Source organism: Tistlia consotensis USBA 355 (assembly GCF_900177295.1).
In the GTDB taxonomy this organism is placed as follows: domain Bacteria; phylum Pseudomonadota; class Alphaproteobacteria; order Kiloniellales; family DSM-21159; genus Tistlia; species Tistlia consotensis.
Genome location: NZ_FWZX01000001.1, coordinates 233,487 through 252,255, shown reverse-complemented (window position 1 = coordinate 252,255; position 18,769 = coordinate 233,487). Strand labels below are relative to the sequence as shown.

Sequence of the window (18,769 nt, the reverse complement as noted above, 5' to 3'; positions counted from 1 at the left end):
TGCCGCGACTCGACGGCAAGGTCGCTACCCGATATGGTGTTGATGCCTGGCTTGAGCGCAATATCTATTGTGCACTACGACAGCTTGGAGGCTGGCGATGACCTGGACACCGGACCGTATCGACGAACTGACCCGCCTTTGGAACACGGGCCATTCCGCCTCGATGATCGGCAAGAAACTCGGCGTGTCGAAGAACGCCGTGGTCGGCAAGGCGCATCGCCTGAACCTGCCGGCGCGGCCTTCGCCGATCCGCAAGGACGCACGGCCCGCGCCGCGGCGCAGGCCGGCGGCGCTGCCGACTCCGGTGGTGCCCGACGAGCCCGAAGGCAGCGTCGCGGCCTTCGAGGCACCGAAGCCGACACGCCTGGCCGAGCGCCGCTCGGGCCAGAGCTGCCAGTGGCCGATCGGCGATCCGAGCGACAAGAGCTTCCACTTCTGCGACGACCCGGCCCTGCCCGGCAAGCCCTACTGCAGCAAGCACTGCGCCTCGGCCTACATCAAGAAGGACCGCGATCGCGACCGCGGCGAGTCCCGGGTCGCCTGACGCGCTCTCGCGCCGGCACGCCGCTCAGATGACCTGGGCGGCGCCGCCGCGCCGGGGATCGCCCACCGCGGCGAGCACGCCGTCGGCCGCCCGGCGCACCAGATGCACCCCGCCGAAGAAGAGGTTGGGCTCCGGCCAGCGGGTCGGCGCCCCGAATTCGGCCAGCCCGGCCAGGGCTGCCGCCTTGAAGCCCGGCTCGACCTGGACCGTGCCGTTCTCGACGTGGAGCCGGGGGGCTGTGACCGCGGCGGCCGGGTCGAGGCCGTGGCCCAGGCAGTTCACCAGCACCTGCAGGATCGCCGTGCGCAGCCGGTTCGAGCCGCCGGAGCCGAGCGCCAGCAGGCCGCCGTCGGCGGTGCGCGCCAGGGTCGGCGCCATCATCGAGCCGAGCCGCACGCCGGTCGGCCAGGCATGGAAGCCGAGCGGGTTCAGGTCCGCCTCGCCCAGCATGTTATTGAGATGGATGCCGCTGCCCGGCAGCACGCGCCCGCAGCCCTCGCCGTTCGACAGGGTCGCCGCCGCGGCATTGCCCCGGCGGTCGACGACCGACAGGTGGGTCGTGCCGCGGCTGACGCCGGGGCGGCCGGCGAGCTCGGCCCGGTAGCGGGCGACCAGGTCCGGGTCGAACAGCCGGGCCGCCGCCGCGGTCTCGCTGTCGGCGTCCTCGGCCGTGGCCAGCCCGCTCTCCAGGCGGGCCCGGCTGGTCAGCGCCATCGCGCGGCCGAGCAGCGACAGGTGCCGGGCCGAGCCGAAGCCGCCGAGCGCCTCTCCCGCCAGCAGGTCGAGTGCGAAGGCGATCAGCAGGCCGCCGCTCGACGGCGGCGCATTGGTCAGGATCCCGGCGCCGCCGAAGCGGGTGGCCAGGGGGCGGCGGCGGCGGACCCGGTAGCCGGCGAGGTCCTCGGCAGCCAGCAGGCCGCCGGTCTCGCGGCAGAGCGCCGCCAGTTGGCCGGCCCGTTCGCCGCGGTAGAAGGGGGCGGCGCCCTCGCGGCCGAGCTGCTCCAGGCTGGCGGCGAGATCGGGCTGCACCATGCGCTCGCCGCTCGCGCGCAGCCCGCCGTCCGGCCGGCAATGGAGGCTGCGCAGGGCCGGGCAGGCGGTGACGATCGGCGCCACCACCGAGGCGACGAAGGCGTCGACCGGGCGCAGCAGGTAGCCCTCGCGCGCCAGCCCCACGGCCGGCGCGAGGCTCAGCGCCAGCGGCAGCCGGCCGAGCTCCCGCGCGACGGCCTCCAGCCCCGCCGGCAGGCCGGGCACGGCGGTCGCGCCGAGGCCGATGTGGAAGACCTGGCGGGCCGTGCCGAAGTCGGCCTCGATCGCCTCGAAGTCGAGCGCTCCGAGGTCGGGCCGCCGGGCCGGGGTGTCGACGAAGAAGTCGTAGATCCGGGCCTCGCCGCCGGCGGGCTCGGCGAGCAGGAAGCCGCCGCCGCCCAGCGAGGCCAGGACCGGCTCGCAGACGCAGGCGGCCGCGACGCCGGCGCAGGCGGCGTCGAAGGCGTTGCCGCCCTCGGCCAGGATCGTGGCGGCGGCCCGGACCGTCTCGTCGTGGCCGCCGGCGACAGCGCCGCCCGCCCCGCCGAGGATCCCGGCCGCCATGCCTTGCTCAGCCGATGGCGAGCGGCGGCCGCTGCGTCGGGTGGGCGCGCTCGAAGGCGCGGGCCGCCCGCAGCACCAGCGCGTCCTGGTAGCGCGGCCCGACGATCTGCAGGCCGATCGGCAGGCCCGCCGCGGTCAGGCCGCAGGGCACGCTGGCCGCCGGCTGGCCGGTCAGGTTGAAGGGGTAGCTGAAGGGCGTCCAGTCGGTCCAGCGCTCGCCCGCGGCGTTGCGCGGGCACTCGAGGCCGGCCTCGAAGGCCGGCAGCGGCAGGGTCGGCAGCAGCAGCAGGTCGTAGTCCTGGTGCAGGTCGATCATCCGCACCGTGAAGGCCTCGCGGCCCTTGACCGCGCGCAGGTACTCCAGCAGCGAGAAGGCGGCGCCCTTGGCGGCGACCTCGCGCAGGCCGGGATCGATCATCGCCTGCTTGTCCTCCGGGATGCCGGACATCATCAGCGCGGCACCGGAGAACCAGTGCTTGGCGAAGATCTCCGCCGTGTCGGGCAGGTCGAGGTCGGGCTGCTCGACCTTGGCGCCGAGCGCCTCGAAGTGGCGTGCGGCCTTCGCCACGGCCTCGGCGACCTCCGGGTCGACCGGGCGGCCGTTGAGGGTCGGCAGATAGGCGACCCGCAGGCCCTCGACGCCGCCCTCCAGGCCGTCGCTGTAGTCCTCCCAGTCGTAGGGCAGGGCGTAGGGGTCGCGCGGATCGGGCTCGGCGATCACCGTCAGCATCAGCGCGCAGTCCGCGACCGTGCGGGCCATCGGCCCGACGTGGGCGACGGTGCCGAAGGGGCTCAGCGGGTAGGCCGGCACGCGCCCGAAGGTGGGCTTGAGGCCGGGGATGCCGGTGAAGCCGCAGGGGATGCGGATCGAGCCGCCGCCGTCGGTGCCGAAGTGCAGGGCGCCCATGCCGCTGGCCGCGGCGACCGCGGCGCCGCCCGACGAGCCGCCCGGCGTCTTGCTCGGATCCCAGGGGTTGCGGGTGATGCCGGTCAGGTCGTTGTCGGTCACGCCCTTCCAGCCGAACTCGGGGGTCGTCGTCTTGCCGAGCAGGATCGCGCCGTGCTCCTTGACCCGCGCCACCGCCGGCGCGTCCTCGTGCCAGGGGCCGGCGGGATCGATGGTCCGCGAGCCGCGCAGGGTCGGCCAGCCCTCGGTCAGCAGCAGGTCCTTGACGCCGAGCGGCACGCCGTCGAGCCGGCCGCGCGGCCGGCCCGCCTGCCAGCGCTTCTCCGACTCGCGGGCGGCGGCCAGCGCGCCCTCGCGGTCGACCAGGCAGAAGGCGTTGAGCTGCCCGTTGAGCCGCTCGATCTGCGCGAGCGCAGCCTCGGTGGCCTCGACCGGCGACAGGCTCTTGTCGCGATAGGCGTCGAGCAGCTCGTTGGCGCTCAGGAAGGCGGCGTCGTCGGCCATGTCGTCTCCTCGGGGTGGTGCGAAGCGGGCGAGCGGGAGCACCATTCCTGGCACGGCTGCCGGCATCTGTCGACCGCCGGCGGCCGGGGCATAGGGTCGCCGCGCGTCCGCCGCGCTCCTGTTGCCCCGGCGCCGCATGGCAGCCCTCCCTGCGGCGGCGTGGACCGTTCCGGCCGGAGCGGATAGAGCGGGATCATGGACAGCCCTCCGCTCGAGCTCACGGCCCGCGACCGCCGCCAAAGCCTGATCGCGATCGTGCTCCACATGCTGGGCATCGGCATCGCCTTCGGCGCCTCGATCCCGCTGACCTCGCTGGTGCTCGAGCGCTGGGGCGAGGACGCCGGCACGATCGGCCTGGTCGGCGCCCTGCCGACCCTGGCGAACGTCCTGCTGCTGCCGGCCCTGCGGCGCCTGGCCGCGCAGCTCGGCACCGGCCGGGCGATGGTCCTCGGCTGCGGCCTCGCGGCCGTCTCGATCGCGGTCATGCCGCTGCTGCCGGCGCTCGGCAGCTGGGCATTGCTGCGCTTCCTGGCCGGCGCCGGGCTGGCGCTGCCCTGGCTGATCGGCGAGACCTGGATCAACGCCGTCGCGCTGTCGCACAACCGCGGACGGATCATCGCGGTCTATTCCTCCGCCCTCTTCGTCGGCTTCGCCATCGGGCCGTCGCTGCTGACCCTGGTCGGCACGGAGGGCCGTCTGCCCTTCCTGGTCATCGGCCTCGCGACCGCGCTGGCGGTGCTGCCGCTGCTGCCGGTGCTGCACCTGGCGCCGCCCCTGCCGCTCCGCCCCGGCCTGCGGCTCAGCCAGGTCGCGCGGCGCGCGCCGACGATGCTGCTCGCCGGGATGGCGGCCGGCTTCGCCGAGTTTGCCAGCTTCTCGCTGCTGCCGGTCTTCGGCGTGCGCAACGGGCTCGCCGAGCCGGCCGCGCTGCTGCTGCTGACCGTGTTCCTGGTCGGCGGCATCCTGCTGCAGCTGCCGCTCGGCTGGCTCGGCGACCGCTGGTCGCGCCGCCCGACCCTGGCCCTGGCCGGCCTGCTGGGCCTGGCCTGCGCCCTGGCGCTCGGCCTCGCCGGCGGCGACCCGCTGGCGGCCGGCGCCGTCTGCTTCCTGCTCGGCGGCGCGGTGCTGGCGCTCTACAACCTCGGCCTGGCCCTGCTCGGCGAGCGCTTCGACACCGCCGACCTGGGGGTCGCCAACGCCGCCTTCATCATGGTCTATTCCGCCGGCAGCCTGGTCGGCCCGGCGGTCGGCGGCCTCGCCACCGAGCTCTCGGTGACCTGGGGCCTGCCGGGTACGCTGGCGGCGATCTGCCTGATCGTGGTGACGATGGCCCTCTGGCGCGAGCGCGGCGGAGCGCCGGCTAGGAGAAGAGGAAGAAGCGAATGAGCGACGTCGGCCAGGACCGCGATGCCCTGGACCATGACCCCCTGGGCCATGATCCCCTGGGCGCCTTCATTCCGGGCGGCCGTTTCGAGGTCGGCCCGGACTCGATCGGGCCGCTGTCGGGCCTGACCTTCGCGGCGAAGGACATATTCGACGTCGCCGGCCGGGTCACCGGCTGCGGCAATCCCGACTGGCAGCGCAGCCACCCGCCGGCCGAACGCCATGCCGCCGCCGTCGCGGCCCTGCTGCGGGCCGGCGCGACGCTGGTCGGCAAGACCATGACCGACGAGCTGGCCTACAGCCTGAACGGCCAGAACTTCCACTACGGAACGCCGGCGAACAGCAATGCGCCGGGCCGGATCCCCGGCGGCTCGTCCAGCGGCTCGGCCTCCGCGGTCGCCGGCGGACTCTGCGACACGGCGCTGGGCAGCGATACCGGCGGCTCGATCCGCATCCCGTCGAGCTACTGCGGTCTCTACGGCTTGAGGCCGACCCACGGCCGGGTCGACGACGCCGGGGTGATGCCGCTGGCGCCGAGCTTTGACACGGTCGGCTGGTTCGCGCGCGACGCCGAGACCCTGGAGCGGGTCGGCGCCGTCCTGCTCGGCGACGATGTCGAGGCCGCGCCGTTCGAGCGGCTGCTGCTCGCCGACGACGCCTGGGCGCTGGCGGTGCCGGAGGCCCGCCAGGCGCTCGCGCCCTGGCGCGAGCGCCTGGAGCAGCGCCTCGGCAAGGCGACTGCCGTCACCGTCGGCGAGCCGGGCGGCGGGCTCGAGGCCTGGATGTGGCGCTTCCGGCACATCCAGGCCGGCGAGATCCAGCAGGTCCACGGCGCCTGGATCGAGGCGACGCAGCCCCGCTTCGGCCCGGAGATCGCCGAGCGCTTCGACTGGGTGAAGACGGTCACGGCCGGGCAGATCGCCGAGGCCGGCGCGGCGCGCGGCGCGTTCACGGCGCGGCTCAGGGCGCTGGTCTCGCCCGGCACCCTGATGCTGCTGCCCAGCGCCCCCTCGATCGCGCCGCGCCTGGACGCCGACGCCGAGTCGCTGCGCCAGCACCGCAGCCACGTGCTCTCGCTGACGGCGATCTCCGGGCTCTCGGGCCTGCCCCAGGTCAGCCTGCCTCTGGCCAGCCTCGACGGCTGCCCGCTCGGCCTCTCGCTGATCGGCCCGGCCGGCAGCGACCGGGCCCTGCTGACCTTCGCCGAGCGCTTCGTCGCGACCCCGGCCTGAGCGGCGGATGCTCTCGTGATCGGGTCTAGCCCGCATTTCTCAAACTGGAAGGGGTCGTCACGTGCGTTATCGTCCGACAGGCCAGGAGAGGTGCGCAGCGCGATGCGGCGCATCGGGCAAGCGCCTCGACGCAGCCTGTCGGACGATAACGCGCGCCCCCAGTGGCGTCCTGCGGGTCGCGCCAGTCGGGCCCGCCCGCGGCGTCGAAGCCCTCGACCGTAGCGCCGCTACGCTCTTCGGGCTTCTCCTGGCGGATCGAGCCCGACTGGCGCGATGACGCCCCCTTCCAGTTTGAGAAATGCGGGCTAGTCGGCGCCCGCCGAGGTGAGGCGGCGGCGCGTGCGCGGCAGCGCGCGCCCGGCCGGGAAGCGCACGACGGCGCGGGTGCCGCCGCCTTCGTTGCCGGACAGCTCGAGGCGGCCGCCGTGCAGCTCGACCAGTGCCTTGGTCAACGGCAGGCCGAGACCGGTGCCCTCGTGCCTGCGGTTGAAGCCGGAGTCGGCCTGGGTGAAGGGCTCCAGCACGCGCGCCAGGTCCTCCGGCTTGATGCCGATGCCGGTATCGGCGATGCGGATCGCCAGCTCGCCCTCCGCCTCCTGCCAGGCCTCGACGGAGACGGTGCCGCCGGCCGGCGTGAACTTGACCGCGTTGGAGAGCAGGTTGATCAGGATCTGCTTGAGCCGGCGCGGATCGGCGAGCAGCGGCGGCAGCTCCTGCGGCACCGACTCGCGGAGCCGCACGCCGCCGCGCTCGGCACGCTGGCTGATCAGGCGCAGGCTCGCGGTCACGGCGTCGGCCAGCTCGATCGGCTCCTCGGCCAGCTCGAGCATGCCGGCCTCGGCCTTCGAGACGTCGAGGATGTCGTTGATGATGTCGAGCAGGTGCGTGCCGCTGTCCCGGATGTCCTGGGCGTAGGTGCGGTAGCGGCCGTCGCCGAGCGGGCCCAGCAGCTCCTGCGCCATGACCTCCGAGAAGCCGATGATGGCGTTGAGCGGCGTGCGCAGCTCGTGGCTCATGTTGGCCAGGAACTCGCTCTTGGTGCGGTTCGCCAGCTCGGCCGTCTCCATGGCGCCGCGCAGCTCGGCCTCGGCCTGCCGGCGCTCGGTGATGTCCTGGGCGGCGCCGATGATCCGCACGGTGCGGCCGGTCTCGGGATCGACCTCCGGCCGGCAGTGCACGCGGACCCAGAGCACGCGGCCGTCCGGCAGCAGGACGCGCAGCTCGTCGACCGACTGCTCGCCCGCGAACAGGCGGCGATGCCGCTCCTCGGACAGCTCCCTGTCGTCGGGGTGGATGACCCCGATCAGCCGGTTCCAGGCGCTGCCGGGCACGCCGTGGTCGAGCAGGTCGAGCGCGACGTTGCCCACCGAGCCGGCCGACCATTCGGCGACCGGCGTGCCGTCCTCCTCGATGCGGAACGAATAGAGCAGGTCGGAGGTCATCTCCGAGATCAGCCGGTAGCGCAGCTCGTTCTGCCGCAGGGCGTCCTCGATGCGCCGCCGATCGGTGACGTCGGTGTAGGTCGTCACGAAGCCGCCGCCGGGCAGCGGATCGCCGCGCACCTCGATGTAGCGGCCGTCCGGCCGCTGCCGCTCGAAGCGGTGCGCCTCGAAGCGGCGCGCCAGCTCGACGCGCTGGCGGACCTGCTCGTCGACGTCGCCGGGTCCGTATTCGCCCCGCTCGGCGTTGTAGCGGACCATGGCCTCGAAGCTGCCGGAGGCCAGCACCTCGTCCGGAAACTGCAGCAGCTCGTGGAAGCGGTCGTTGTAGCCGATCACCCGGAGGTCCCTGTCGACCACCGTGATGCCGGCCCGCATGTTCTCGAAGATGATGCGCAGCAGGTCGGCGGCCCGGTCGCGCTCCTGGGCGGCCTGCAGGCGCTGCAGCTCGATGGTCACGGCATTGGCGATCATCTGGACGATGTCGTCGTCGCCGGCCCGGCTCGGCGCCGGCTCGTCGCCGATCGCGAAGATGTGGCCGAGCACCCGGTTCTGGCTGTCGAGCAGCAGGTGCCCGCGATAGGCCTCGGCGCCCATCTCGGCCAGGACCGTGTCCTGCGGGAAGCGTGCCGCGACGTCGCGCGGCCAGAAGCAACGCTGCCGGCCGTTGTAGACCTGGTCGCAGGGCGAGCCCGCCAGGTCGTAGAGGAAGGGCGGGATGGTGCCCGGCAGCCTGCCGTCCCACATCGCCAGGACCTCGGCCTGGCCCGCCTCGCTCGCACGCCGCGCGACGCCGGCCCAGCGGTAGCCCAGGCCGACCTGCAGCGCCTCGGCGGCGGCCTCCAGCAGGTCGCGGCCGCGGGTCCGGCTCTCGACCAGGATCGACAGCACGCGCTCACGCCGGACGTGGACGCCGATGTCGGTCCACAGCAGCACGCTGCCGCCGTCCGGTGTGCGTGCGCCGGAGACCTGGACGACCCGCCCGTCGGCATAGTTCAGCTCGAGCCGGTAGGGCGCATCGCGGTGGCGGGCGACGCGCTCGGCGACGAAGGCCTCCGGGTCGGCGCCCTGGAGGTCGAACAGGCCGTCGGCCATGGCGGCGCGCACGATCGCCTCGAAGCTCGCGCCGGGCTCGGCGATCCTGCCGATCGTCGGGCTGACCTGGCGGTAGACCTCGTTGCAGATGACCAGGCGTTCCTCGGGGTCGAACAGGGCGAAGCCGTCGGGCAGCGAGGCGACCGCGGCCTGCAGCTGCAAGCGTAGCGTTTCCGCTGCGGCGCGGGTCTCGACGATCTCGGTGACGTCGTTGGCGGTGCCGCGATAGCCGAGGAAGGTGCCCTGCTCGTCGAAGATCGCCTTGCCGTTGATGCGGTAGCGGCCCGGCTTGTCGGAGCCGATGACCTTGCCGGTGTAGATGAATTCCCGGACGTCACGGTGCGCCGCGAGATCCGCCAGATGGGCCTGCCAGGCCGGGTCCGAGGTGTCGGCCTGGACGAGCTCGACCCGCGTCAGGCCCAGCGCGCGCTCGACCGGCAGGCCGGTCACCGTCGCGAAGCGCGGCGAGAAGTAGGTGTAGCGATGGTCGGCGTCGGTCTCCCAGATCCAGTCGCTGTTCATGTCGGCGATGTCGCGGAAGCGCTGCTCGCTGAGCCGCAGGGCCTCTTCGGCCTGCAGGCGCCGCAGTTCCAGCGAGGCGCCGCGGGCGACCAGGCGCAGCAGCTCGGGATTGGCGGGGTTGCCGTCGTGCGGCCGGTCGTCGAGCGCGATCAGGTAGCCGATCACCGTGCCGTCGACCAGCTCCAGCCGGCGGCAGAAGTAGGCGACGGCGCCGCTCGTGCCGATCAGCTCGCAGCCGGCGAACTGCTTGTCGGCATCGCGGCCGACGAACTCCTCCAGCGGGTCGCCGTGATGGCTGCCCGGGCCGCTGAAGCTGAGTCGCACGCCCTGCGCCGGCGCGACGCTGCCGAACCAGCTGGCCAGCTCGACGCGGCCGTCGTCGAGCCGTCGGGCGATGCCGGCGCCGCGGAAGCCGATGGCGATGGCTGCGGCCTCGGCGAAGGCCGCCAGCGTCGCCTCGCCTTCCTGGCGCCGGACCAGGGTCTCGAGCACGCGCTCGCGTCGGCGCCGCTCGGTGATGTCGCTGATCACGACGACCCGGCCGCCCTCCTTGGTCGGCAGGCCGGACATCTGCAGGATGGTGCCGTCCGACAGCGTCTGGACCAGCTCGTAGGGCGCGTCGCGATGCCGCTCCAGACGCCGCCGGAGGAAGGCCTCGCGGTCGGGCTCGGAGTCGCTGTAGGCGCCCAGGTCCCAGACGCTGCCGAGGATCTGCTCGTAGGTCAGCCCCGGCTTCAGGACGTCGCGGAACCCGGGCACGTAGCGATGGTAGGCGTCGTTGAACACGACCAGGCGGTCGTCCTCGTCGAACAGGGCGAAGCCGTGGTCGAGGCTGCTGATCGCACTTTCGAGCCGGCCCTGCAGCTGCTGCAGCGCCGCCTCGGCGTGGCGGATCTCGGTCAGGTCGTCGCCGATGCCGCGATAGCCCTTGAAGGTCCCCTGGGCGTCGACGATCGGCCGGCCGCTGATCCGGAAGGTCCGCGTGTCGGCGCCCGGCACGGCGATGTCGTAGGCGAAGTCGGTGAAGGGCCGATGCGCCTCCAGGTCGGCCAGGTGGGCCCGCCAGGCCGGATCGTCGGGCGAGGCGCCGACCAGCTCCAGGCGGGTCCGCCCGAGCACCTGCCGCGGCGCCAGCCCCGTCACCTCGGCGAGGCGCGGCGAGAGATAGGTGAAGCGGTGCTCGGCGTCGGTCTCCCACAGCCAGTCGGAGCTGATGTCGGCGAGGTCGCGCAGCCGGTCGGCATTGTCCGTGGCCTCGGCACGCAGCCGGGTCGCCTCGCCGAGCAGCGCGGCGAGGCCGGTGAGCGCCGGCACCGCCGCGACAAGCCCGAGGCGGAGCAGGGCGATGGTCGCGGGCTCGGTGCCGGCCGGCAGCACGACTGCGCCGAGCAGGCCAGCCGTGCCCAGCAGCAGGCCGGCCGCAAGGAGTGCCGGACGTTCGGCCTCCGTATCCGCCGGCGCCAGGAAGCCGAACGCGGCGCCCAGCAGCAGCAGGGAGGAAAAGCCGTCCACGGCCAGTGCCAGGCCATCGGCCGCCTCGCCGGCGAGCAGGGCGGCACCGGCCGGCAGCAGCAGCGCGCCGGCCAGGAACAGCAGGCGGCGGCGCAGGGGAACCCGGCGGTCGGACCAGGCCGCCAGGGCGGTGGCGAGGGCGAAGACGGCGAAGCCGCTTTCCGCGAGCCCCGGGGTGGGGGGCAGCGCCGCGGCGAGGCCGGCGACCACGGCGGCCAAGGGGCAGAGCAGCCAGAGGCGCCGTGCCGGCCGGTCGCGGACCAGGGCCACGGCCAGGAGCGAAAGCCCGCCGAGCAGCCCGACGACCAGAAGCGCCGGCAGGGCAAGGCTCGCAGTGAGGCTCAAATGCATCCGGAAAGACGTCCGCCCGCTGGCGAGCGGTCCGGGCCGTTCTGCACTCCCCGGCCGGACCTGCTCTCAATTCATCTCAAACTATAGGTATGCCCGTTAATCCGGCGTTAACATAATCCCGCCATTGCGGGCATCGTTCGGGTGATCTCCCCCAGGGGTTGTATTTCTGCGCACACGACTACGCCCGCCGGATCCGCGCGGTCGGCGCCTGCCTAGTCGTCGTAGGAGATCAGGGTGTGCACCGGCAGGTCGAGCTTGTCCCGGCCGTTCAGGAAGCTGAGCTCGATGATGAAGGCGGCGGCCGCGACCTCGGCGCCGACCGAGCGCAGCAGGTGGACCGCGGCGGCGGCGGTGCCGCCGGTCGCCAGCAGGTCGTCGAGGATCACGACACGCTGGCCGGGCTCGACCGCGTCGGCCTGGATCTCGATCGTGTCGGTGCCGTACTCGAGGTCGTAGGTGTGCTTGATCGTCTTGCCGGGCAGCTTGTTCTTCTTGCGCACCATGGCGAAGCCCATGCCGAGGTGCAGGGCCAGCGGCGCCGCGGTCAGGAATCCACGCGACTCGATGCCGACCAGCAGCGCCGGCCGGTAGGGCTCGATCGCCTCGGCCAGGCGCTCGACGGTCGCCTTCCAGGCGGCCGGCTCGGCCAGCAGGGTCGAGATGTCGTAGAACAGGATTCCCGGCTTCGGAAAGTCCGGGATGCTGCGGATGTGCTCCTTGAGGTCCATGCGGGACCGTCCCCTCGCTTCGGTTCGATGGCGGCGCTAAGCTAGCCGCGAAACCGCCCGGGAACAATGCGCCGGGACACAGCAGAACGAAGCGAAGCCGCCCGATGACCGCGATCCTGCACCGCCAGCCCAAGAATGCCCTGCCCCTGGCGGTCGCCGGGGACGGACCCTACGTGATCGACAGCGAGGGACGCCGCTATCTCGACGCCAGCGGCGGTGCCGCGGTCTCCTGCCTCGGCCACAGCTGCCGGCCGGTGATCGAGGCGATCAAGGCGCAGCTCGACCGGCTGCCCTACGCCCACACCTCCTTCTTCACCAACGAGCCCTCCGAGCAGCTCGCCGAGCACCTGATCGCCCGGGCGCCGGCAGGCCTCGAGAAGGTCTACTTCGTCTCCGGCGGCTCGGAAGCCAACGAGACGGCGCTCAAGCTGGCGCGCCAGTACTTCTACGAGAAGGGCGAAATGCAGCGCCGCTACTTCATCGCGCGCCACCAGAGCTACCACGGCAACACCCTGGGGGCGCTCTCGGTCGGCGGCAATCCGGGGCGCCGCGCGATCTTCGAGCCGATCCTGCTGGACACGCGCCACGTCTCGCCCTGCTACGCCTACCGCGGCAAGCGGCCGGACGAGAGCGAGGAGGCCTACGGCCGGCGCGTCGCCGACGAGCTGGAGGCCAAGATCCTGGAGCTCGGCGCCGAGACGGTGATCGGCTTCGTCGCCGAGACCGTGGTCGGGGCGACGCTCGGCGCCGTGCCGGCGGTGCCCGGCTACTTCCGGCGGGTGCGCGAGATCTGCGACCGCCACGGCATCCTGCTGATTCTCGACGAGGTGATGAGCGGCATGGGCCGCACCGGCCGGCTCTTCGCCTGCGAGGACGAGGGCATCGCCCCCGACCTCCTGACCTGCGCCAAGGGCCTGGGCGCCGGCTACCAGCCGATCGGCGCCTGCCTGCTGTCCGGCAGGATCTACGACACGATCGTCGGCGGCAGCGGCTTCTTCCACCACGGCTTCACCTACATCGGCCACGCCACGGCCTGCGCCGGCGGCCTGGAGGTCCAGCGGACCATCGAGCGCGAGGACCTGCTGGCCAACGTCGCGCGCCAGGGGGCGGCTCTGCGCGCGGCCCTGGAGGAGCGCTTCGGCAACCACAACCACGTCGGCGACATCCGCGGCCGCGGGCTGTTCCTCGGCCTCGAGCTGGTCGAGGACCGCGGCAGCAAGCGGCCCTTCGATCCGGCGCGCCGGCTCAACGCCCGGATCAAGCGCCGGGCTATGGCCGAGGGCCTGATGTGCTATCCGGGTGGCGGCACGGTCGACGGCCTGGCCGGCGACCACGTGCTGCTGGCGCCGCCCTTCATCATCGGCGAGCCACAGGTCGCGGAGATCGTCGACAAGCTGGGGCGGGCGGTCGACGCGGCGCTGGCGGAGCCGGCGTGACATCCGGGGCGGCGGAGGCCTGGGCGCCGCTGATCCTGGCGGTGGCGCCGAACGGCGCGCGCAAGACCAAGGCCGACCATCCGGCCCTGCCGATCGAGCCGGCGGAGCTGGCCGAGACGGCGGCGGCCTGCGCGGCGGCCGGCGCCGCGATGATCCACCTGCACGTGCGCGACGCTGCCGGGGCGCACAGCCTGGACCCCGGCCGCTACCGCGAGGCGACGGCGGCGATCCGCGAGCGGGTCGGCGAGGCTCTGGTGGTGCAGATCACCACCGAGGCGGTCGGCCGCTATGGCCGCGACGAGCAGATGGCCTGCGTGCGTGCCGTCCGGCCCGAGGCGGTCAGCCTGGCGCTGCGCGAGCTGGCGCCCGACGCCGGGTCCGAGCGGGCGGCCGCGCGCTTCTTCGCCGAGCTCGCCGAGGCCGGCACGCTGATGCAGTTCATCCTCTACGACCCGGCCGACCTGGAGCGCTTCCTGGCGCTGCGCGCGGCCGGCACGATCCCGCCCGGACAGCGCTCGCTGCTCTACGTGCTCGGCCGCTACAGCGCCGGCCAGCGCTCCGAGCCGGGCGACCTGCTGCCGTTTCTCGCGGTGTGCGACCCGTCGGCCGGGGAGCCGGGGCCGCCCCTCTGGTCGCCCCTCTGGTCGCCCCTCTGGTCGCTTTGCGCCTTCGGGCCGAAGGAGACGGCCTGCGCGCTGGCCGCGGCCAGCCTGGGCGGCCACGTCCGGGTCGGCTTCGAGAACAACCTGCAGCTCGCGGACGGCCGGATCGCGCCGGACAACGCCGCTTCGGTGACCGCCGTCGCCGGCGCGGTCCGGGCGATCGGCCGGCCGCTCGCCGATGCCGCGACGGCCCGGCGGCTGATGGCGCCCGGCGCCTGACAGGCTGCGCCCGGTCGTCGCCTAGCCAGCGCCCGCGCGGCAGTGTTGAATGCTGCGCTTGCCGCAAGGGCTTGGTTCACGAAGCAGGTTGGAGGTTGGTTGGACGATGAGGAAAAGCGCACTCGCCGGCATCGCGCTGGCCCTGGCGGCCGGGGTCTGGGGCGCGAGCTCGTCCGGCGTCGCGGCGACGGATCAGCAGCTGGTCATGATCGGCACGGGCGGCATCACCGGCGTCTACTATCCCGCGGGCGGCGCGATCTGCCGGCTGCTCAACAAGAACCGGGAGAAGACCGGCATCCGCTGCGGCGTCGAGCCGACCAGCGGCTCGATCTACAACATCGACGAGATCCGCAGCGGCGACCTGGAGTTCGGCATCGCCCAGTCCGACTGGCAGTACAACGCCTACAAAGGCATCTCCGAGTTCCAGGACAAGGGGCCCTTCGAGAAGCTGCGCTCGGTCTTCTCGCTGCACGCCGAGCCTTTCACGGTGCTCGCCCGCGACGACAGCGGCATCAAGACCTTCGACGACCTGAAGGGCAAGCGGGTCAACGTCGGCAATCCGGGCTCCGGCCAGCGAGCCACCATGGAGGTCGTGCTCGAGGCCGAGGGCTGGACGCTGGACGACTTCTCCGAGGTCTCGGAGCTGAAGCCGGCGGAGCAGAGCGAGGCGCTGTGCGACGGCAAGGTCGACGCGATCATCTACACGGTCGGCCATCCGAACGGCTCGGTCCAGGAGGCGACGAACGACTGCGACACGCATCTCGCCGGGGTCGGCGGGCCGGCGATCCAGAAGCTGGTCGAGGACAATCCCTATTACCGCTGGGTGACGATTCCGGGCGGCCTGTATCGCGGCTCGCCCGACGACGTCACGACCTTCGGGGTCGGCGCGACGCTGGTGACCAGTGCCGACGTGCCCGACGAGGTCGTCTACCAGCTGGTCAAGGCGGTGTTCGACAATCTCGACGACTTCCGCAGCCAGCATCCCGCCTTCGCCACCCTGAAGCCCGAGCAGATGATCAAGGACAGCCTGTCGGCGCCGCTGCATCCCGGCGCGATCCGCTACTACAAGGAGCGGGGCTGGATGTGACCGGGTGTCCGGCCGCGCGGCACGGCGATCATCCGAGATTGACCGGCGCAGCGGTCCCGCTAGGGTGAGCGCTTGCGCCGCGCGGTCGCGCGCCGGCCGACAGGACTGAGCCATGCAGCACGCCTCGCGTTCCCGTTCCGGGCGCTCCCTCGAAGGTTGCCAGCCGCTGCCGCAGATCGATTTCGCGGCGCTCGACCGGCCGACCCTGGAGGCGATGGCCGTGGCGGCGGCGCAGGTCGCCGAGGTGCACCGCGTGCTGGCCAAGACCGGCGACAACGTCGTCGGCGAGCTGCTGCGCGGCACCGGCACCTTCTACGAGTGGGACCACTACCCCAAGGGCGACGTCTACGACCACGAGACCCACTCCCAGTACTACTACCACGCCCATCCGCCCGAGCAGCGCTTCGCCGACGAGCACGGCCACTTCCACACCTTCCTCCGGCCGCGCGGCATGCCGGCCGGCGTGCGCCCGGCGCCGGTGCCGAACTACCAGGTGCCGCTCGACGCCGACGACGCCCTGTCGCACCTGGTGGCGATCGCCATGGACAGCCGCGGCCTGCCGGTGCGCCTCTTCACCGTCAACCGCTGGGTCACCGGCGAGACCTGGTACGGCGCCGAGGACGTGATCCGCATGCTGCCGCGCTTCTCGATCGGCCACGCCCGGCCGTCGTGGCCGGTCAACCGCTGGATCAGCGGCATGATCGCGTTCTACCGGCCGTTCATCGTCGGCCTGCTGCGCCAGCGCGACCAGGCGGTGCGGCGCTGGCAGAGCGAGCAGGCCCCGCCGGACGTCTACGAGGACCGGCGGCTCGAGGTGACCTCCTATCTCGACATCGACCTGCTGGACGACCTGCGCCGGCTCGAGGCGGCGCAGGCGGCGGCCTGACCGGCCGCGCGCGGCTTGCCGAATTAATCGGCACTTAACGCTTTCCGTGTGAGCCTCAGGCTGCGGCCCTGCCCTTGGCGCAGCCGCAGTCATCTGTGCAGGTTCTGGACGAGGCGTATGGCCAGCAGACTCTCCCGCGACGACGTCGAAAGGCTTCTGACCGATCCCTCCTCGGCGAGCCGCGCCGATACCGCCGCCAAGGTCGCCGAGCGGTTCGCCGGCGCCGGCCTCAGCGAGTCCGAGCGGCGCCTCGCCGAGGACATCTTCCGCTCGCTGGCGCGCGATGCCGCCCTGACGGTGCGCGAGGCGCTGGCCGCCCATCTGAAGCACAGCCCCGACCTGCCGCAGGACGTCGCCCGGCGCCTGGCCGCCGACGTCGATTCCGTCGCCCTGCCGATGCTCCAGTACAGCGCCGTGCTGGACCCGGAGGACCTGATCGCGATCGTGCGCGAGGGCCAGCGCAGCCGCCAGCTGGCGATCGCCGGCCGCTCCCACGTTCCGGAAAGCGTGTCCGATGCGCTGATCGACAACGGTGACGCGACGGTGGTCGCCCGCCTGATCGACAACGACGGCGCCGAGATCGCCGAGGCCGCCTACGACCGCGCCTTCGCCGCGCACGGCCGCGAGGGCCTGGTCGGCGATTCCCTGGCGCGCCGCGGCAACCTGCCGGCCAGCGTCTCGGCGCGCATGATCGCCGCCGTCGCCGAGCAGCTGCAGGACTACCTGATCCGGCGCAGCTCGCTGACCCCCGACGCCGCGACCGACCTGATCCTGCAGGCCCGCGACCGCGCGCTCGCCGACCTGGTCGGCGCCCGCACCCTCAACGACGAGGCCGAGCTCGACCGCCTGGTCGAGCAGCTCGCCACCGCCGGGCGCCTCTCGCCCTGGCTGGTCCTGCGCACGCTCTGCTTCGGCGACCTGTCGTTCTTCGAGGCCGCGCTGGCCCGCCTCGCCCGCGTGCCGTTGGCCAACGCCCGCATCCTGATCCACGACGAGGGCGCGCTCGGCCTCTCCTCGATCTGCCGGCGCGCCGGCCTGCCCGAGCGCCTGCTGCCGGCCTTCCGCACCGCCCTCGACGTGCGCATGGAGACCGACTACGACGGCACCGGCAACGACCGCCGCCGCTTCGTCGAGCGCATGCTCGAGCGCCTGCTGACCGTCGGCGAGGACGCCACCACCATGGAGCCCGCCGACCGCGAGTTCCTGGCCCGCAAGCTGCACCAGATGGCCGCCTGAGGGCGCCGTCCGTCGTCCAGGCAGGGCGCCGGCCGGCTCCGCCGAGCGGCCCCGCCTGCCTCAGTCCAGCAGCGTGCGCGGCAGCCAGAGCGCCAGGTCGGGGAAGGCCATGACCAGGCCGAGGCCGGTCAGCTGCAGCATCACGAAGGGCACGATGCCGCGGTAGATGTCCTGGATCTTCACCTCGGGCGGCGCCACCCCCTTCATGTAGAACAGCGCGAAGCCGAAGGGCGGCGTCAGGAACGAGGTCTGCAGGTTGACCGCGAGCAGGATCGCGAACCAGGAGAGCACCTCGGACTTGATCGGGATGTGCTGGCCGAAGTCGAGCACCGCGACGATCGGCGCGAAGACCGGCAGCACGATCAGCGTGATCTCGATCCAGTCGAAGAAGAAGCCGAGCACGAAGACCATCGCCATCAGGGCGACCAGCACGCCCCAGGGGCCGAGGCCGACCGACTGCACCAGCTCGATGATCGTCCGATCGCCGTGCAGCGACTTGAAGACGAAGGAGAAGCAGGTCGCGCCGATGAAGATGCCGAACAGCATGCCGCCGGTCAGCGCCGAGCGGATGCAGACGTCCTTCAGCGTCCGGTAGCTCAGCCGGCCGTTGACGATCGCCAGCAGGGTCGCGCCGATCGCGCCGACGCCGGCGGCCTCGGTCGGCGTCGCGAAGCCGGCGAAGATCGAGCCGAGCACGAAGACGATCAGCAGTACCGGCGGGATGAAGCTGCGCACCACCAGCACGGCCAGCTCGCGGCCGCTGTCCGGGCCGATGTGGGCGGGCAGGGGCGGCGCCGCCGCGGGCTTCAGGATGCCCATGCCGAAGATGTAGAGCAGATAGAAGCCCGACAGCATGAAGCCGGGGATCACCGCGCCGACGAAGAGGTCGCCGACCGAGATCGACAGCAGGTCGGCCATGATCACCAGCATGATCGAGGGCGGGATCAGGATGCCGAGCGTGCCGGAGGCCGCGATCGTGCCGGTCGCCAGCGGTGTCGAGTAGCCGCGCTCGATCATCACCGGCAGCGCCATCAGGGTCATCAGCACCACCGAGGCGCCGATGATGCCGGTCGTCGCCGCCAGGATCGTGCCCATGATCGTGACCGAGAGCGCGAGGCCGCCCGGCAGCCGCCGGGTCAGGATCTGCAGGGTGTAGAGCAGGTCCTCGGCGACCTGGGACTTCTCCAGCATCGTGCCCGTGAAGATGAACATGGGAATCGCGACCAGGACCAGGTTCTCCATCGTGCCGCCGTAGATGCGCAGCGGCAGCGAGAAGAGCTGCATGTAGCGGAACTGGCCGATCAGGTCGCCGAACAGGGCGAAGCCCAGGCCGACGCCGCCGAGCACGAAGGCGACCGGGTAGCCCGAGAAGATGAACAGCGCGAGCGCCGCGAACATCACCAGGGGCAGGATCTCCAGGAAGGTCATGG

13 protein-coding genes are annotated in these 18,769 nt (G+C 72.7%); 8 read left to right on the top strand and 5 right to left on the bottom strand.

Features of this window, described 5'->3' with window-relative positions:
* Positions 1-97: 97 nt before the first annotated feature.
* Entirely contained in the window at positions 98-544 is a 447-nt protein-coding gene (locus B9O00_RS01220) for a GcrA family cell cycle regulator (protein ID WP_085120601.1), read from the top strand.
* A gap of 24 nt (positions 545-568) precedes the next feature.
* On the opposite strand, the gene B9O00_RS01215 is transcribed toward B9O00_RS01220, so the two are convergent.
* Positions 569-2,140 carry a gamma-glutamyltransferase gene (locus tag B9O00_RS01215; protein WP_085120600.1) on the bottom strand — a complete coding sequence of 524 codons (1,572 nt, stop codon included), beginning with the start codon at positions 2,138-2,140 and terminating at the stop codon, positions 569-571.
* Positions 2,141-2,147: 7 nt separating this feature from the next.
* Positions 2,148-3,551 (bottom strand): amidase, encoded by a 1,404-nt coding sequence (locus tag B9O00_RS01210; RefSeq protein WP_085120599.1) that lies wholly within the window; start codon positions 3,549-3,551, stop codon positions 2,148-2,150.
* Between the two features lie 195 nt (positions 3,552-3,746).
* Here B9O00_RS01210 and B9O00_RS01205 point away from each other — a divergent pair, with 195 nt between their 5' ends.
* The gene (locus tag B9O00_RS01205; protein WP_085120598.1) at positions 3,747-4,937 is read left to right on the top strand and encodes an MFS transporter; all 1,191 of its coding nucleotides are present in this window, start codon (positions 3,747-3,749) and stop codon (positions 4,935-4,937) included.
* Positions 4,934-6,166, top strand: coding sequence for an amidase (locus B9O00_RS01200; RefSeq protein WP_085120597.1), 1,233 nt, complete (start codon positions 4,934-4,936; stop codon positions 6,164-6,166). The genes B9O00_RS01205 and B9O00_RS01200 overlap by 4 nt, the downstream gene beginning before the upstream one ends.
* Before the next feature lie 305 nt (positions 6,167-6,471).
* Here the strand turns inward: B9O00_RS01200 and B9O00_RS01195 are convergent, their stop codons facing one another.
* Both B9O00_RS01195 and B9O00_RS01190 read right to left on the bottom strand, forming a co-directional pair.
* Positions 6,472-11,085, bottom strand: coding sequence for a PAS-domain containing protein (locus tag B9O00_RS01195; RefSeq protein ID WP_089229524.1), 4,614 nt, complete (start codon positions 11,083-11,085; stop codon positions 6,472-6,474).
* A gap of 212 nt (positions 11,086-11,297) precedes the next feature.
* On the bottom strand, positions 11,298-11,813 hold the full coding sequence (locus B9O00_RS01190; RefSeq protein WP_085120595.1) for an adenine phosphoribosyltransferase: 516 nt from the start codon (positions 11,811-11,813) through the stop codon (positions 11,298-11,300).
* Positions 11,814-11,917: 104 nt separating this feature from the next.
* On the opposite strand from B9O00_RS01190, the gene B9O00_RS01185 reads away from it, so the two are divergent.
* The 5 genes from B9O00_RS01185 (at position 11,918) to spbR (ending at position 17,339) form a co-directional block, all read left to right on the top strand.
* Positions 11,918-13,249, top strand: a complete 1,332-nt coding sequence (locus B9O00_RS01185; RefSeq protein ID WP_085120594.1) for an aspartate aminotransferase family protein — start codon at positions 11,918-11,920, stop codon at positions 13,247-13,249.
* Positions 13,246-14,130, top strand: coding sequence for a beta-keto acid cleavage family enzyme (locus B9O00_RS01180; protein ID WP_085120593.1), 885 nt, complete (start codon positions 13,246-13,248; stop codon positions 14,128-14,130). The genes B9O00_RS01185 and B9O00_RS01180 overlap by 4 nt, the downstream gene beginning before the upstream one ends.
* A 106-nt stretch (positions 14,131-14,236) precedes the next feature.
* The gene (locus tag B9O00_RS01175; RefSeq protein ID WP_085120592.1) at positions 14,237-15,217 is read left to right on the top strand and encodes a TAXI family TRAP transporter solute-binding subunit; all 981 of its coding nucleotides are present in this window, start codon (positions 14,237-14,239) and stop codon (positions 15,215-15,217) included.
* A 112-nt stretch (positions 15,218-15,329) separates the two neighbouring features.
* Complete coding sequence (locus B9O00_RS01170) at positions 15,330-16,103, top strand: DUF6969 family protein (RefSeq protein WP_085120591.1); 774 nt, start codon at positions 15,330-15,332, stop codon at positions 16,101-16,103.
* Between the two features lie 117 nt (positions 16,104-16,220).
* Positions 16,221-17,339, top strand: a complete 1,119-nt coding sequence (gene spbR / locus B9O00_RS01165; RefSeq protein ID WP_085120590.1) for a SpbR family protein — start codon at positions 16,221-16,223, stop codon at positions 17,337-17,339.
* Between the two features lie 60 nt (positions 17,340-17,399).
* Here spbR and B9O00_RS01160 read toward each other — a convergent pair whose 3' ends face one another.
* Positions 17,400-18,767, bottom strand: coding sequence for a TRAP transporter large permease (locus tag B9O00_RS01160; protein WP_085120589.1), 1,368 nt, complete (start codon positions 18,765-18,767; stop codon positions 17,400-17,402).
* Between the last annotated feature and the right edge of the window lie 2 nt (positions 18,768-18,769).